This is a genomic window from Chryseobacterium culicis (genome assembly GCF_002979755.1).
In the GTDB taxonomy this organism is placed as follows: Bacteria; Bacteroidota; Bacteroidia; order Flavobacteriales; family Weeksellaceae; genus Chryseobacterium; species Chryseobacterium culicis_A.
The window spans coordinates 2,326,901-2,343,567 of the sequence record NZ_PCPP01000001.1; the positions used below are offsets into that span (position 1 = coordinate 2,326,901).

The following is a 16,667-nucleotide window of genomic DNA, read 5'->3' on the forward strand; positions in this document are numbered from 1 at the left end:
TTATCTCTGAAGTTTTTCTCCGTAGCTCAAGTCTCCGGCATCTCCTAATCCTGGAGTGATATACCCTTTTGAAGTCAAATGTTCATCAATGGCTCCTACCCAGATGTGCGCTTCAGGATAAGCATTCTGAATGGTCTCTACCCCTTGTTTTGATGCAATTGCTGCAACAATATGAAGCTGGGTTGGATTTCCGTTGGTTAATAAGTCTTTGATCGCTTCAATTAAAGAAGCTCCAGTTGCCAACATCGGATCCGCCACAATCAGAGGTCTTCCCTCGATGCTCGGACAAGTCAGATAATCCTGTTTGATAGAGAAATAATCGTTGGCATCGTGTTTTCTGTAGGCTGCTACAAAACCACAGTCTGCTCTGTCAAGATAGTTCAGGATTCCTTCGAATAATGGAACTCCGGCTCTCAAGATAGTTGTAATAACGGGTTGCACAGCAATTTCTCTGCTTTTTATTGTATCTAAAGGAGTTTGAATTTCAACTTCTCTGTACTCCAGTCCTTTACTGATTTCAAAAGCGGCAATCTCCCCGATTCTTTCCATATTTCTTCTGAATCTCATTCGGTCATGTTGAATGTCAACGTTTCTAAGTTCGTTGATCCATTCATTGACAAGAGAAAAGTGTTGCGATAAAATAGTAAGCATGAAAATTTATTTTTTTAATTTCAGTTAATTGATATTAATTGCTGCAAAATTACAACTAAAAAACGAATTGAAAGTTTGGGTTTGAGGAGAAAATCTGCTCTTATTTAATAAAAAACTCCGGCAAGCAAAGCTTGCCGGAGTTTCTGATGAACACTTGTTCTCATTATTTTTGTCTGAAATACACTTCAATAGGAACTCCGGTAAACCCGAATTGTTTTCTCAACTGGTTTTCAGTAAATCTCTTATATGGTTCTTTCACATATTGTGGAAGGTTACAGAAGAATACAAACTGTGGTGACGGCGTAGGAAGTTGTACACAATATTTAATTTTAATGTATTTTCCTTTCAATGCCGGTGGCGGTGTATTTTCGAAGATTGGAAGCATTACTTCATTTAGTTTTGAAGTTTTAATTTTCTTCTTACGGTCTTCGTAAACCTCCATAGCCAATTCTACCGCTTTTAAGATTCTCTGCTTCGTTAACGCTGAAACGAATAAGATTGGAATATCCTGAAACTGACCAATTTTATCTTTGATTGATTTTTCGAAATCACGCATCGTATTGGTCTGCTTGTCTTCGATCAAATCCCATTTATTCACAAGGATTACAATTCCTTTTCTGTTTTTCTGAGCCAAACCGAAGATATTCATATCCTGAGATTCCCATCCCTGTGTAGCATCCACCATAATGATTACTACGTCAGAATATTCAATAGAACGGATAGATCTCATTACAGAATAGAACTCAAGGTCTTCGTTTACCTTAGACTTTCTTCTCATCCCCGCAGTATCTACCAATACAAACTCATGTCCGAATTTATTATATAAAGTCTGGATACTGTCTCTGGTAGTTCCTGCAATATCAGTAACGATATTTCTTTCAACATCCAATAAAGCATTGGTCATCGTAGATTTCCCTACGTTTGGACGACCTGCAATCGTGATTTTTGGAAGCCCTTCAAAAGGATCTTTATATTCTGTAGTTGGAAAATCTTTAATGATATCATCTAACAAATCTCCTGTTCCGGAACCTGTAGCTGAAGAAAGTGTGTAATATTTTTCAATTCCTAACTGATAGAATTCAGTTGCAGGAAGCTCTTCTTTTGCAGAATCTACCTTGTTGATAACGATATAAATCGGCTTGTTGGATCTTCTAAGAAGTCTGTAGATTTCGTAGTCTGTATCAGTAAGTCCTTCTTCCACATTCATCATGAAGATGATAGAAGTTGCTTCATCCACTGCCAATTGTACCTGCTTACGGATTTCCTCTTCAAAGATATCATCTGTACCTACATCATAACCTCCGGTATCAATTACCGTAAAGTCTACTCCATTCCAGTCGGATTTTCCGTAATGACGGTCTCTGGTAACACCAGCTGTAGAATCTACAATAGCTTCTCTTCTTTCTAATAAACGATTAAAAAGCGTGGATTTTCCTACGTTGGGACGCCCAACGATTGCGACAATATTTGACATAAAAAATGTTTAATAATCCTTTTGCTTTGCTCAGGATATGTTATTAATGGGTTACTCCAACTTTTGGAGCCCAATTTTTTTGCAAAGATAAGGTTTTATTATTTAACGGCATTTTAAGGATGGAAGCCGGAAGAAGGAGGCTGAGAGACTCTATTCATCGGAGAATTCATAAGAGTCATTCACTTTAAAACTGACCAGAAAATATCTGGAAGCGGCTATTCTCCCTAATAAAAGCAGATTATTTTTAAATTTTTATTAAAAAATAATTATTTGTATATCAATAAGTAAAGGGATTTGCCCTCTCATTATGTTAACTAATCTTTAATTTAGATTTTCATATTTCAAATAAATTCTATAATTTCGCAGCATAGAAACAGACCTATAGTGTAACGGTAGCACTCCGGTTTTTGGTACCGTCAGTCGGGGTTCGAATCCCTGTGGGTCTACAAACCATCCTTTTTTAAGGGTGGTTTTCTTTTTTTATATCTAAAAAAATAATCATTCAAAATTGTAATAAAACAAAAAAGACAGCATTTCTGCTGTCTTTTTTTATTTTCATTTTTATTTATTAAACCAGATCAAACCTATCCAGATTCATCACCTTTGTCCATGCTGCAACAAAGTCATTTACAAACTTTCCTTTTGCATCGGCACTTCCGTATACTTCTGCGATTGCTCTCAATTCAGAATTGGAACCGAAAACAAGATCAGCACGGGTTGCTGTCCATTTTGGCTGTCCTGTTGAACGGTCTGTTCCCATATATAATTCTCTGTCATCCGACATTGCTTTCCACTGCGTTCCCATATCCAGAAGATTCACAAAGAAATCGTTGGTAAGAGCTCCCGGACGGCTGGTAAATACTCCATGTTTTGAACCGTCAAAGTTGGTATCCAAAGCACGCATTCCTCCTATCAGTACCGTCAGTTCAGGGGCAGTAAGTGTTAATAACTGGGCTTTGTCAATCAATAAAGACTCTGTAGACACTGTAAATCTTCTTTTCAGATAGTTACGGAATCCGTCAGCAATAGGTTCAAGATATCCCATAGATTCTACATCCGTCTGTTCCTGAGAAGCATCCATTCTTCCCGGAGCAAAAGGAACTTTTACGTCCTGACCAGCATTTCTTGCAGCCACTTCTACTGCGGCATTACCAGCCAGTACAATTAAATCGGCCAATGATATTTTTTTGCCTCCGTTTTGAGAATCGTTGAATTCTTTTTGAATTCCTTCCAGTACTCCTAGTACTTTATTTAATTGTGAAGGATTATTCACTTCCCAGTTTCTTTGTGGCTCCAGCCTGATTCTTGATCCATTGGCACCACCACGCTTATCACTTCCTCTGAAAGTAGAAGCAGATGCCCATGCTGTAGATATTAGTTCAGCGTTGCTCAATCCTGAATTTAAAACTTTTGATTTTAATGCTTCCACATCATTTCCGTCCACCAATTCGTGGTTTACTTCAGGAATAGGATCCTGCCAGATCAGTTCTTCCTGTGGTACATCTGTTCCCAGATAACGGGCACGCGGTCCCATATCTCTGTGCGTAAGTTTAAACCATGCTCTTGCAAATGCATCGGCAAACGCATCAGGATTTTCATAAAAATGTCTTGAAATTTTTTCGTAAACAGGATCCAGTCTCAACGAAAGGTCTGTAGTAAGCATTGTTGGTTTATGCTTTTTGTCAGCATCAAATGCATCAGGAATAATATCCGCTCCATCCTTAGCAACCCATTGATGAGCTCCGGCAGGGCTTTTTGTCAGTTCCCATTCATTTTCAAAAAGATTTTTAAAGAAATAATTACTCCATTCAGTTGGAGTTTCAGTCCATGTTACTTCCAGACCACTGGAAATAGCATCTCTTCCACTTCCTGATTTATAACTACTAGACCATCCTAGTCCTTGTTGTTCAATTCCTGCTCCTTCAGGTTCTTTACCTACATGATCTGCAGGTCCGGCTCCATGGGTTTTACCGAAAGTATGTCCTCCGGCAATCAAGGCAACCGTTTCTTCATCATTCATCGCCATACGTCCGAAAGTATCACGAATATCTTTAGCAGCAGCAATCGGGTCAGGATTTCCGTCCGGACCTTCAGGATTCACATAGATAAGTCCCATTTGTACAGCAGCCAATGGATTTTCCAGATTTCTTGAATGAATATCACCATCTGCCTTTTCATCCGTTGGAAGAACTGCAGAATGTCCCTCTGCTACTCCCTCTGAACCGTGGGCATAACGTAAGTCACCTCCCAGCCATGTTTTTTCTGATCCCCAATACACATCGGAATCTGGTTCCCAGACATCTGCACGCCCTCCGGCAAATCCGAATGTTTTAAAGCCCATGGATTCAAGAGCGATATTTCCTGTAAGGATTAAAAGGTCTGCCCATGATATATTTCTGCCGTATTTCTGCTTAATTGGCCATAGTAATCTTCTTGCTTTATCAAGACTTACGTTATCCGGCCAGCTGTTTAATGGGGCAAAACGTTGCTGCCCTGCTCCTGCTCCACCTCTTCCGTCACCTACACGATATGTTCCTGCACTGTGCCATGCCATACGGATAAACAGAGGACCATAATGACCAAAGTCTGCCGGCCACCAATCCTGGGAATCAGTCATTAATGCATGAAGGTCTTTTTTTACAGCCTCCAGATCAAGGTTTTCAAATGCTTTAGCATAATCGAAATCCTTATCCATAGGATCTGAAAGGGAAGAATGCTGGCGCAGAAGATCTACTCTAAGCTGATCAGGCCACCAATCAGCATTTTGGGTTCCACCCCCTGCTACACTCTTCTTCATTGTTCCGTTATGAAACGGGCATTTACTGATGTCATTCAAATCTTTTTCCATTGTCGTTTATTTTATTTTTTATATTGATTAATACAGTTTAAATTCTCTGTTATAAGAGCATGACAAACCTACAACGTTTGATTGATATACACAATCTATTAATTTTTATTTCAACGATAGTTAAAAACTATAAACAAGTATTTTCGACCGCTTTTGTGCTGAGACATAATTGTGGTATTAAGTTAGTCATTTTTCATATTAACTTAAATAAAAACAGCGGAATACAAGCCAATTTAGAATTACTCAACGTAAGGAATTAAAGGGGAAAAAGAAGCTAGAGGCTGGAGGAAGGAAGTTTAATAACTTCATGAAAAAAACACGCTATTTCAACAATTTCTAAAAGTACTTCCAGCTTTATCTCACTAAAAATAAATTATTTATCTTTATGTTACCAAACATGAACATCTGCTATGAAAAAAGTAATTGTTGTCATTCTTGTTGCATTTATTATTATTCAGTTTTTTCCCATTGATAGAACAAATCCTCCACCTACACCAGGGATGGATTTTTTGAAGATTAAAAATACTCCGGAGAAAATTGCGCGTACTCTCAGAACCTCTTGTTATGATTGTCATTCCAATGAAACAAAGTACCCTTGGTACAGCAATATATCTCCTGTTTCGTGGTGGGTAAAAAATCACATCAATGAAGGCAGAAAACATCTTAATTTTTCTACCTTTGCAGTATATGAACCTAAAAGACAACTTCATAAACTGGAAGAATGTATAGAAATGGTTGAGAAAAAGGAAATGCCGCTTGAATCCTATTATTTGGGACATCAAAGCGCTAAACTTTCGGATGAGCAACGTACAGACCTTATTCAATATTTCAAAAAAGTAAAAGAAGACACTGAGAGAGGAATCATGTTTAATAAATAAAGTCATGGAAAATTGGGAAAATAAACATATTGTTTTTTTTGACGGAGATTGCGGAGTATGTAATTTCTGGGTGCAATGGATTTTGGAGCGCGACAAGAGAGACCAATTCATGTTTGCTTCTCTTCAGTCTGATTTCGGACAGCAGTTTTTGTCTGAAAGAGGTTTGGAAACCCGTATATTCAATACCATGTATCTGTGGAAACCTGGAAGGTATTATCAGATCAAATCAAGAGCTGTACTGGAAATCGCTAATTTGTTGGGAGGAGTTTATAAACTTTCCTTTGTCGGGAAAATTCTTCCTTCATCTTTAAGTGATAAAGTATATGATATTATTTCCCGAAACAGGATGAAACTGGCTAATCAGAAATGTTATCTGCCGGATCAGCATCAGAAGAAAAAATTTATTCAGGTATAATTTTCTTTGTCTGACAAAAATTTCTTTCAACTTATTCTAAAATATCATTCCGTAAGAGTCTCCAACAAATTAATATTAAAAATAATACATGTAGAGATTCCTACGGAATGACAAATAAAACGTATAATTGCTTTTGTTTAATGTTTAATGTTTAATGGAAATTAAACTGAAGAACAGTCTTTTACCAGCTTAATCAATTATCAATTATCAATTATCATTCATTACTCATAAATTAAGCGACCAAACAGAATAAGAATTTGGCGGGCACTGAATTTTCACCCACTTATCTCCTTGTGTTGTCGGATACCAGCTTGAACTTCCGGTGAAGTCTTTGATCTGCTGGCTGCTCCAATTGGTTTCCACCCATCTTTCCTGCCAATTTGAGGATGTGTTGATATACACAACTAGTCCTGGATTTCCATTATAACCGTTACGTCTAGCAATATATTCATCATTATCGGTATACAGGATAGAAGTAGTTCCGGTAGCTTTATTGTTATGGATCCAGATCAGGTTATTCAATCTTTCTTTATTTAGCCATTCTTCATAGTCTCTGTAAAAAATAGTGGGATACCCTTCATGGGTTAAGATATAGGCATATGCCGGCATTTTATTGTAAATGATATCTGTATCATGATTGGCTACAAAAGTAACTGCTTTGTAGGGATTTCTTTTCCACATCATATCATCATTCAGAACGTTTAAATTTCCGTTATCAAAAGCTTCATCCATTTTATAATACGCAGCAAAATCAAACACAGAGCTGTTGGCATTATTGGCCCACCATTCCAGTGTATTTACATTGGAATCCCATAATTCTCCGACAGAAAATCCTCCTACATTGGAATTCCAGGTATTCACTACCCAAGGGCCGAATCCTTTAACGTAATCAAACCTCCAGCCATCGAATTTCATCACATTTTTATAATATTTACCTACAGAATCATCTCTTCCCCAAAGCCAGTCCTGTACATGGGGATTGGCGTGACATAAATCCGGAAAACCTCCGAAAGCTCCTTCATCATTATTTCCATAGGCATTTTTATAAAAATCATTATAATTTCTCTGAAATTTCCCTGATGCAACTCCTGAAAAATTGGTCCAGGTGTTAGTCCCTGTAAAAGGGTTGGCTTCAGATTGTCCTCCACTGTTATGATTGATCACGATATCTGCATACACCTGCATATTTTCAGTATGTGCTTTGGTAATCAATGCTTCCAGTTCGGTTCTTGATCCGAAGCGGGTTTCTGTGCTCCCATTCTGATTAAAATTTCCGAAATCATAATAATCTGTAGGATCATATCCCATAGAATAAGCTCCGTTCTGTGCTTTTGATGCAGGAGGTAGCCATACAGCACCAATTCCGGCATTGGACCATGCTGTTAATTTATCTTTAACAGTATTCCACCAATTGCCTCCTTCCGGAACATCCCAGTAGAAGCCCTGCATCAGAACTCCACCGCCAGGACCTGCTACAAATTTACCCTGCATAGATCCGGACTCATTTCCAGTACTGAAAGGCCGACCGTCATGATTCGTTACATGTACTGTTTTGTCATGAACCTCTTGCTGCCTGGCAGGTTCCGTAATCATTTCATCTCTGTTCTGGCAAGAGCTCAATAGCGCCAAAGCCAGCAGAGAAAGGAAAAAGTTTGTTTTTTTCATCGTAATAATTAATTATCAATCTATTAAACAAGATACAATTTTATTGAAAACAAATTCAAATGAATGGGAAATATTTTCATTTTCCATAATAAATCAAGAAGAAAGGCTATTCAATTTTTCATTAAAAAATCATAAATTTTTAAGATTCTGGAAACAATTTTTCTTTTAATCCATATATTTGCATACTATGGAATACAATACCCAAAAAACTCAGCTTCATATGCCAGAATATGGCAGAATTATACAACAGTTGGTTGAGCGCTGCAAAGAACTTCCTACCAAAGAGGAAAGGAACGAAATGGCTATGGCAATCATCGATTTTATGGGTCAGAGAAACCCACAACTTCGCGACGAGGAAAATTATAAACATAAACTTTGGGACCATCTTTATATTCTTGCTAATCATGATCTGGATGTAGATTCTCCTTATCCGTTCCCAACGATGGAACAGTTAGCAGAAAAACCTAAAAGAATGGAATATCCAAAACTTCAAGGTGACTTTAAGTTCTACGGAAAAAGTATTCTTCAATTGATAGAAAAAGCAATCGAACTGGAAACGGGTGATGAAAAAGAAGCCCTTATCGAAGTGATTGCCAACAATATGAAGAAGTCTTATAATGTCTATAATAAAGAACATGTGACGGATGATGTTATTTTCCGCCACCTGAAAGAGCTGTCTGAAAACAGGTTGGATCTTACCGGAATAGATTCTCTTGAGAAAAGTAAGATTTATTATACCAATAATAATAACAACAACCGAAATAACAACAATAACAACAGGAATAACAGCAATAATAAAAATAATAACCAGCCTAACAAGAGAAGGCATAATAACAATCATAAAAACAGAAAATAATGAGTGGAACATTTCAGATAAGAGGAGGAAAAAGACTGCAGGGTGAAATAACTCCACAAGGAGCCAAAAATGAGGCTTTACAAATTTTATGTGCGGTTCTCCTAACGGACGAAGAAGTAAGAATCAAAAATATTCCTGATATCCATGATGTTAACAGACTGATTGAAATTCTTGGAGATTTTGGGGTAAAAATTACTAAAAACGGACAGGGAGATTATACTTTCAAAGCTGATCAGGTTAATTTTGATTATATTAAATCTAACGAGTTCAAAAAAGACGGAGCAAAATTACGGGGTTCTATTATGTTGATGGGTCCAATGCTTGCCCGTTATGGAGAGGCTTATATGCCGACTCCGGGAGGAGACAAAATCGGAAGAAGAAGATTAGATACTCACTTTCAAGGACTTGTAGAATTAGGTGCTGAATTCAATTATGATGAAGAGGAATATTTCTATTCTTTAAAAGCTAAAGAACTGAAAGGAAAATTCATTTTATTGGAAGAAGCTTCTGTAACCGGAACCGCTAATATCGTAATGGCAGCGGCTCTGGCAAAAGGAAAAACAAGAATCTATAACGCTGCGTGTGAACCTTACCTTCAGCAATTATGCAAAATGCTGAACAGAATGGGTGCTAATATCTCAGGAATCGGATCAAACCTTTTGACCATTGAAGGGGTTGAATACCTTAGAGGAACTGAGCACACCATGCTTCCGGATATGGTAGAAATTGGTTCCTGGATTGGTCTTGCAGCCATGACAAAATCTGAAATTACCATTAAAAATGTAAACTGGAACCAGCTTGGTGTTATCCCGAATACATTCAGAAAATTAGGAATCGAACTTGAGCAAAGTGGTGATGATATCTATATTCCAGCTCAGGAACATTATAAAATTCAGAAATTTATTGACGGATCTATCCTTACGATTTCGGATGCGCCATGGCCTGGATTTACGCCGGATTTATTATCTATTATTTTAGTGGTAGCAACACAGGCAAAAGGAAGTATCCTGGTTCATCAGAAAATGTTTGAATCCAGATTATTCTTTGTGGATAAGTTAATTGACATGGGTGCTCAGATCATTTTATGTGATCCGCACAGAGCTACCGTAATCGGATTGAATCAGGAGGCTCCGTTAAGAGGAACAACCATGGTTTCCCCGGATATCAGAGCTGGAAATGCACTTCTTATTGCAGCCCTTTCAGCAGAAGGAAAATCTATTATCCACAACATCGAACAAATCGACAGAGGATATGAAAATATTGATGGAAGACTAAGAGCCATTGGTGCTGACATCGAAAGAATTTAAAATTATTTTATTTGATAATACGAAAGCGTTCAGGGTATTCTGGGCGCTTTTTTGTTTAACCTTTGTCATTCTGACGAAGGAAGAATCTTATTGTCATCCAATATATGAGATTCTTCACTACATTTATGAACTACCTTCACAGACTTTCGGCCTGTGCTTAGAATAACACTCTTGAGCCAACCTCAATTCTGTACCGATTAATGATTAGTTTTCTTAATCTGCTTTTAGCATAAAACAAAAAAGTGCCCGGTAAAAAACCAGACACTTTGAGTAATTAAAACTATATGAATCTCACTTAAAAATAGGTTCTGCAGGTATATTCTACCGTAGTATTGATAAGTTTATTTTTATTCAGATAGAATTCAAGCTGCTGAAAATCTTCTGAATTGACATTAATATATAACTGTACGGAACCAAAACTATATCCGTTCACGTATTCTACATTAGCTGACAACACTCTATGGCAAATGCCTAATTGATTATAGATGGTATTCATTAAATGTTCAAATTTCATTTTCCCATTCAACTCTATTTCCAATAATAATTCTTTTTTAGGCAGGTTTATTTTATTTTGTAAAACCTGCAGGCCTGGATTAGGTGTAATCATCGCTAAACATTTTTTGGTTAAACACTCTTAGATCATATCGCGCTCTGCATTTAAATCTGTGACAAAAATATAAAAAAATATTAGTCCACCAAATTAGTAGACTAATATTTTTAAAAATTTAACATAAAAAAAGAAGCCTTATAAGCTTCTCTCTCTATTTTACAGTGTATTTATCCTTTCTAATTTCTCCGAACCCGCAAGGCCATTAGGATTACAACCAGCCTCTCCTTCAGGGACTTTCAGATTTTTTTTGGTGTAAAATTCTTCCCAGAATGCATTTGTTTTTCCTGTCTTAGGATCAATAAATGTCATGGGTTCCAATTTAAAAATATGTTCTTCCCGAAAAGCTCTTTCCACAAAATCTGAACAGTAATATGAATTTTCATCCAGAATATAATTGAAATTGTAAGGTTTTCCAAGCATGGAATGTGCCTTTTTAATAGCTTCAGGAATTGCTTTCTGATATTCGGGCTTTAAACGATAGACAATCACCTCCTGCCCTTCTTCTTTCTGATCTTTTATAAAATCATTGAAATCCTGTTTCTGAGAACCACCTTTAGGCGCAGCATGCAGAACAAACATTCTGTTCCCTTCTTTTTCAAGAATTCCTATATGATCAAATGAAGCTGTTTTTTGTTTTTGAGTCACATTATTAATCGCCCCGGAAAGTCCGGATTCTTTTGCTATGACAAAAAGAAGATCTCCATTTCTAAGCTGTACATTGCCAGAATGAGCATTTTTACACTGAACCAACAGGATCATTAAGCAGCACAAAAGTCCTGCAACCATAAGTTCTTTAATTTTTGAGCTAAAAGATTTTCTAAATTCAGACATGTTATTATACTTTCGTTGCCAAAATTACAAAATAGAATTCATTACATTTGTGGGAATATTGATCTATTCTTCACACCAAACATTTCCAAAAATCTTATGCCACATATTTTATTAGTTGAAGACGATGACAGGCTTTCAAAATTGATTGCAAAAGGATTTCAGGAATCTGAATTTGAGGTAACAGTGGCTTACGACGGAATTACAGGTCTGAAATTGGCAATGCAGACCCATTTTGATCTGGTAGTTACAGATATTGTATTACCCAAAAAAGATGGTCTTGAATTTTGCCATGAAATCAAAACATTAAAACCTCATCTTCCTGTTATTATGCTAACTGCATTGGGAACCACTGATGACAAGCTGGAAGGATTTGATGCCGGAGCAGATGATTATCTGACTAAACCTTTTGAAATGAGAGAACTGGTAGCAAGAATTAAAGTTCTCCTGAAACGTTTTTCGCAACAGCTTCAGCAAAAAGTTTTTGTTCTTAAATATGAAGGTATTGAAATGAATCTGGAGCAGAAAACAGTGAGCCGTGATCATACACCGATAAAATTGACCCCAAAAGAATTTAACCTCTTAAAGTTCATGCTGGAAAATTCAGAAAGAGTTCTTTCCCGAAGTGAAATTGCAGAGAAAGTATGGGAAACCCATTTTGATACGGGAACCAATTTTATTGATGTATATATTAATTATCTCCGAAAGAAAATAGATAAAGATTTTGAGGCCAAACTTATCCACACCAAAGCTGGTATGGGATTTATTCTGAAAAAAGACTACGAGTCAGGCATTGTACAATAATCATTAAGATAAACTAAAAATATCCGGATGAAAATAAGAACCAGACTTACGCTGCTTTTCACCTTAATTACGGCAATGCTTTTAGGGATATACAGCTTTTCGATTTATTATTCATCCAAAGAAGCCAGGGAGAAATCTTTTTACAGCGAACTTCAGAATGAAGCCATTGCCAAGGCTGATTTATTTTTCAGAAGTTCACTTCCTGAACAGGAAATGCATAAGCTTTATAAGAACAATACCAGAACCCTTAATGAGGTTCAGGTAGCCATTTATGATATCAATAAACAACTGATCTATCATGATGATGCCAAAGTAGATTATGTAAAAGAAACGCCGCAGATGCTTTCCCAGATATTCCAGAAAAAAAGAATCACTTTCTTTTTAAACAATTTGCAGGTAATCGGGATGGTGTATCATTATGAAGGAAAATCGTATGCTGTCACTGCGGCTGCTTATGATCAATACGGATATGAATATTTGACTCATCTTCTTACCATCAGTATTATTTCATTCTTCAGTATTTTAATTCTTATTTATCTCGCAGGAATATTTCTTTCCAAAAAAGCATTGAGCCCACTCAGTGAAATGGTCATTCAGATTAAAAAAATTACTGCCGGAAAGCTAGAGTTGCGCCTGAAAACAACAAAAGAAAAAGACGAACTCAATGAGCTTGCCCAAAATTTCAATGGAATGCTGGAAAGGCTTGAAAATTCTTTTGATTCCCAAAAACATTTTGTCTCCAATATCTCACACGAATTGAGAACACCTCTATCAGCTATTATTACTGAACTGGAACTGGCCTCCGAAAAAGATAAATCCAAAGAAGAATATCAGGAAACCATTCAATATGCACTGGAAGATGCCCGCAATATGGTAAAACTTTCCAATAGCTTAATGGATCTTGCAAAAGCCAGCTATGATCCCAACGAGATCAGTTTTTCAGAAATCCGCCTTGATGAAATTCTTCTGGAATCTTACACCAAAATAATAAAAGAAAATCCCGGGTATAAAGTTTCATTAAACATCGAAGATTCATTAGAAGAACATCAGCTTATCATTCAGGGAAATGAATATCTTCTGCAGGTTGCTTTCAACAATCTCATTGACAATGCCTGCAAATATTCACCGGAACATACATGTTCAATAGATGTCAGAACCCATTCAGAAGTTCTTAAAATCCGCTTTACCAATATGGGAAATAGTATTCCTCAGGATAATTTATCCCATATTTTTAAACCTTTTTACAGAAGTGAGACTTCAAGACAGGAAAAAGGCCACGGAATAGGACTTTTCCTCACTGAGAAAATTATTTTGCTCCATCATGCAAAAATTACGGTGATATCAGATCATCATGAAACTATTTTTACCGTGGAGTTTGTGATCAGTTAATAGATCAAAATCTTCATTCAAATTTATTTGAATCTTAACTTTTCTTACAACCTTAATTAGCTTAATGGTTTAAAAACTTCATACCTCTACTCGTGAGAAAGGGATTTCTTATTGAAAACGGTTGTTCCTATACTAGCCGCAATGACACATGCAATAGAAATCCATTGTAAAAAAGATAATTCTTCAGCCAGGAAAACCAATCCGGAAAGTGCAGCAAATGCAGGTTCCAGGCTCATCAGAATACTAAAAGTTTTTGCAGGAAGCCTTTTCAATGCCATCATCTCCAGTGAAAAAGGTAAGGCACTCGAAAGAATAGCCACCCCCAGCCCTTTTACAAAAATATTCGGAGTAAGATTGAAAACGGCACCATCCCATATTGTAAATGGAATAATCACGAGGCTGGCGAATATCATTCCTGTCGTAACCGCATCTTTTCCATCCATTATTTTGGAAACCTTCCCGCCCATTATAATATAGACTGCCCAGAACATTCCCGCAAGGAAAGCAAGCCCAAGTCCTATTAAATCTACATGATCATTCTGCCATGGAACAATCAGTAAAATCCCGACACATGCCAGCAACGCCCACACAACATCCAGCAGTTTACGGGATAAAGCCAGCGCAAGAAATAACGGACCAGCAAATTCCACCGTGACGGCTAGTCCTAATGGAATTCTTTGAATGGCCATATAAAAAATAAGATTCATTGCTGCCAAACCTATTCCGTATATCGCACAGTATTTCCATTTCTGTCTGTCAAACTGTAAAAATTTCGGACGATTAATCAAAGTAAGCAATATGGCAGAAAGTACAATTCTTAAAGTAACCGTACCAATAGCTCCGATAGCAGGAAAAAGCTGTTTCGCGATGGAAGCTCCGCCCTGTACACATATAATGGCTAACAATGTAGCAGGTATTGCTATGTTTGATTTTTTCATTTCTAATTCAAAGGTTTTGGAGGGAAATCTCAGGGATTAAACAAGCTCTTATTTTGTATGAGCAATTGTGAAATTCACCATACAAAAACCAGCCTTCAAATGTATTGAAATTTTATCTCTTACCATGGGTACAGTTTACACATATTAATAGGATATAATAAATAATTATTCCTTGTAGAATCATCAAAAAAATACAAAGTAATTTTCTCTAATGATTTTCTAATAACATTCTAAAGCTTTTCTAACGGTAAAAAAAAGCAATCATTTCTACTTTTGCACAGTAAAAAATAAAGCATATGGACCCAGATCCTTACCGTAATTATCAATCTTAAAAGCTTTAGTTGTATTCACTTTTCTATACAGCTGAAAAGCTTTGTAAAAACAGGAAAAGTTATGAATACATTTGAATTTACCCTTCGTTTACTAACCGCATTCAGCCTGGGAGCAGGAATAGGCTTCGAAAGACAGTGGCGCAAAAAGAATGCAGGTCTCCGAACCAACACTTTGGTTTGCATTGGATCAGCAGCATTCGTATTGATTGCCATCAGAATTGGCGGGGATGCAGCCGGAAGAATCACCTCTTATATCGTTAGCGGAATTGGCTTCCTTGGCGGTGGAGTGATTATGAAAGACGGCCTTACCGTGAGAGGATTAAATACGGCGGCCACTTTATGGTGTTCTGCAGCCATAGGCGCATTGTGTGCTCTCGGATACCCTATAGAAGCACTCATTACTGTAATCTTCATTGTCTCCACAAATATATTTCTGAGACCCTCATTATCCTCACAAAAGGAAGCCCGGACCAAAAAACTGGTGAGTACCAAGAAAAAGAACGAAACAAAAGCAACAATCAGCAATAGCACTCAATTTTATTAAGGTCATGAAAAAAGTAATCTTATTTCTTATCAGTCTTTTTGCAGTCTCCTGTAAAGACAATACATCTCAACAAAACAAAGAATCTGAAATAATAACCCGTGGCGAGCAGGTTATCATCCCGGAAAACAATCCTGTTTTCAAAAAAATTAAAACACAGATTGTTACCGAACAGGAACACAGCGATGGTGTAGTCTCGGCCGGAACAATCCAGGCGATCCCTAATCATTATGCAGAGATTGCAAGTCCGTTTTCAGGAAGAATAACCCAAGCGTTTATTCAGCTGGGACAAAATGTTTCTGCCGGAAGCCCGCTCTTTGAAATTCTTTCTTCCGACTATTTTTCGGTTCAAAAGGATTATACAGATGCATTGAATGATGTACAGCTTGCAGAAAAAAATTACAGACGCCAGCAGGATCTTGTCAAAAACGGTGTAGGTATTCAGAAAGAACTGGATGAAGCAGACACGGATTTTAAAAATAAAAAAACATCTCTTTCCAATGCCTCTTCTGCTTTGAAGGTCTATAACAGCAAAGGCGGAGGAATAGGAAGCCCTCTTATTGTAAGAGCGCCCATAAAAGGAGAAATCATTTCCAATAAAATTGTAAACGGTCAATATCTGAAAGGAGATGCAGATCCTGTAATGATTATCGCAGAATTATCAAAAGTCTGGATTTCCGGTGATGTCAAGGAAAAAGACATCCGCTTTGTGAATACCGGAGATCAGGTTTCAGTAAAAGTAAGTGCCTATCCCGACAGAAATATTACAGGAAAAGTATATCACGTCAATGAAATTGTAGATGAAGATACCCGAAGCATAAAAGTCCTTATTGAATGTGATAATCCCGACAGAAAACTAAAACCGGGAATGTACGCTACCGTTAATTTTTCCACAACGCCTGAAAAAGCTGTGATGATTCCCGTGACCGCTTTAATGCAACAGGACAATTCCCAATATGTATGGGTAAAAACAGGAAAGCATCAATATGCAAAACGCTCAGTAACAACAGGGGAAACCGACCAGAAAACAGTAAGAATCATTTCAGGTTTAAAATCCGGAGAAACCATTATGACGGAAGGAGGAATTTATATGCTGGATGCGAAATAATGTAAAATGATGCGAAATCAGAA

Annotated in this window: 15 protein-coding genes and 1 tRNA gene; 9 read left to right on the forward strand and 7 right to left on the reverse strand. The window is 37.1% G+C overall.

Annotated elements, in window-relative coordinates; genetic code table 11:
• Together upp and der are read right to left on the reverse strand one after the other, a co-directional pair.
• The gene (gene upp / locus CQ022_RS10615) at positions 1-651 is read right to left on the reverse strand and encodes a uracil phosphoribosyltransferase (protein WP_105681366.1); all 651 of its coding nucleotides are present in this window, start codon (positions 649-651) and stop codon (positions 1-3) included.
• Between the two features lie 163 nt (positions 652-814).
• Positions 815-2,125, reverse strand: a complete 1,311-nt coding sequence (der, locus tag CQ022_RS10620) for a ribosome biogenesis GTPase Der (protein ID WP_105681367.1) — start codon at positions 2,123-2,125, stop codon at positions 815-817.
• A 375-nt stretch (positions 2,126-2,500) separates the two neighbouring features.
• Here der and CQ022_RS10625 point away from each other — a divergent pair.
• A tRNA-Gln gene (locus CQ022_RS10625) sits at positions 2,501-2,571 on the forward strand.
• Between the two features lie 122 nt (positions 2,572-2,693).
• Here the strand turns inward: CQ022_RS10625 and katG are convergent.
• Positions 2,694-4,973: a catalase/peroxidase HPI gene (gene katG / locus CQ022_RS10630; protein WP_105681368.1), complete on the reverse strand. Its 2,280-nt coding sequence runs from the start codon at positions 4,971-4,973 to the stop codon at positions 2,694-2,696.
• A gap of 410 nt (positions 4,974-5,383) precedes the next feature.
• Between katG and CQ022_RS10635 the strand changes: the two genes are divergently transcribed.
• Both CQ022_RS10635 and CQ022_RS10640 read left to right on the forward strand, forming a co-directional pair.
• Positions 5,384-5,851 carry a heme-binding domain-containing protein gene (locus tag CQ022_RS10635; RefSeq protein WP_105681369.1) on the forward strand — a complete coding sequence of 156 codons (468 nt, stop codon included), beginning with the start codon at positions 5,384-5,386 and terminating at the stop codon, positions 5,849-5,851.
• A gap of 4 nt (positions 5,852-5,855) precedes the next feature.
• Positions 5,856-6,266, forward strand: a complete 411-nt coding sequence (locus CQ022_RS10640; protein WP_105681370.1) for a thiol-disulfide oxidoreductase DCC family protein — start codon at positions 5,856-5,858, stop codon at positions 6,264-6,266.
• 225 nt (positions 6,267-6,491) lie between these two features.
• On the opposite strand, the gene CQ022_RS10645 is transcribed toward CQ022_RS10640, so the two are convergent.
• Positions 6,492-7,931 (reverse strand): alpha-amylase, encoded by a 1,440-nt coding sequence (locus CQ022_RS10645; RefSeq protein WP_105681371.1) that lies wholly within the window; start codon positions 7,929-7,931, stop codon positions 6,492-6,494.
• A 187-nt stretch (positions 7,932-8,118) separates the two neighbouring features.
• Between CQ022_RS10645 and CQ022_RS10650 the strand changes: the two genes are divergently transcribed.
• Both CQ022_RS10650 and murA read left to right on the forward strand, forming a co-directional pair.
• On the forward strand, positions 8,119-8,787 hold the full coding sequence (locus tag CQ022_RS10650) for a DUF4290 domain-containing protein (RefSeq protein WP_105681372.1): 669 nt from the start codon (positions 8,119-8,121) through the stop codon (positions 8,785-8,787).
• Complete coding sequence (gene murA, locus CQ022_RS10655; RefSeq protein WP_105681373.1) at positions 8,787-10,094, forward strand: UDP-N-acetylglucosamine 1-carboxyvinyltransferase; 1,308 nt, start codon at positions 8,787-8,789, stop codon at positions 10,092-10,094. The genes CQ022_RS10650 and murA overlap by 1 nt, the downstream gene beginning before the upstream one ends.
• A 295-nt stretch (positions 10,095-10,389) precedes the next feature.
• On the opposite strand, the gene CQ022_RS10660 is transcribed toward murA, so the two are convergent.
• Both CQ022_RS10660 and CQ022_RS10665 read right to left on the reverse strand, forming a co-directional pair.
• The gene (locus CQ022_RS10660) at positions 10,390-10,701 is read right to left on the reverse strand and encodes an NIL domain-containing protein (protein WP_105681374.1); all 312 of its coding nucleotides are present in this window, start codon (positions 10,699-10,701) and stop codon (positions 10,390-10,392) included.
• A gap of 159 nt (positions 10,702-10,860) precedes the next feature.
• Complete coding sequence (locus CQ022_RS10665; RefSeq protein WP_105681375.1) at positions 10,861-11,535, reverse strand: YiiX/YebB-like N1pC/P60 family cysteine hydrolase; 675 nt, start codon at positions 11,533-11,535, stop codon at positions 10,861-10,863.
• 96 nt (positions 11,536-11,631) lie between these two features.
• Between CQ022_RS10665 and CQ022_RS10670 the strand changes: the two genes are divergently transcribed.
• Positions 11,632-12,336 carry a response regulator transcription factor gene (locus CQ022_RS10670; protein WP_105681376.1) on the forward strand — a complete coding sequence of 235 codons (705 nt, stop codon included), beginning with the start codon at positions 11,632-11,634 and terminating at the stop codon, positions 12,334-12,336.
• A gap of 27 nt (positions 12,337-12,363) precedes the next feature.
• On the forward strand, positions 12,364-13,725 hold the full coding sequence (locus CQ022_RS10675; protein ID WP_105681377.1) for an ATP-binding protein: 1,362 nt from the start codon (positions 12,364-12,366) through the stop codon (positions 13,723-13,725).
• Between the two features lie 86 nt (positions 13,726-13,811).
• Here CQ022_RS10675 and CQ022_RS10680 read toward each other — a convergent pair whose 3' ends face one another.
• Positions 13,812-14,663, reverse strand: coding sequence for an EamA family transporter (locus tag CQ022_RS10680; RefSeq protein WP_105681378.1), 852 nt, complete (start codon positions 14,661-14,663; stop codon positions 13,812-13,814).
• Positions 14,664-15,056: 393 nt separating this feature from the next.
• On the opposite strand from CQ022_RS10680, the gene CQ022_RS10685 reads away from it, so the two are divergent.
• Together CQ022_RS10685 and CQ022_RS10690 are read left to right on the forward strand one after the other, a co-directional pair.
• Positions 15,057-15,539 carry an MgtC/SapB family protein gene (locus tag CQ022_RS10685; RefSeq protein ID WP_105681379.1) on the forward strand — a complete coding sequence of 161 codons (483 nt, stop codon included), beginning with the start codon at positions 15,057-15,059 and terminating at the stop codon, positions 15,537-15,539.
• A gap of 4 nt (positions 15,540-15,543) precedes the next feature.
• Positions 15,544-16,644: an efflux RND transporter periplasmic adaptor subunit gene (locus CQ022_RS10690; RefSeq protein WP_105681380.1), complete on the forward strand. Its 1,101-nt coding sequence runs from the start codon at positions 15,544-15,546 to the stop codon at positions 16,642-16,644.
• Positions 16,645-16,667 lie beyond the last annotated feature (23 nt).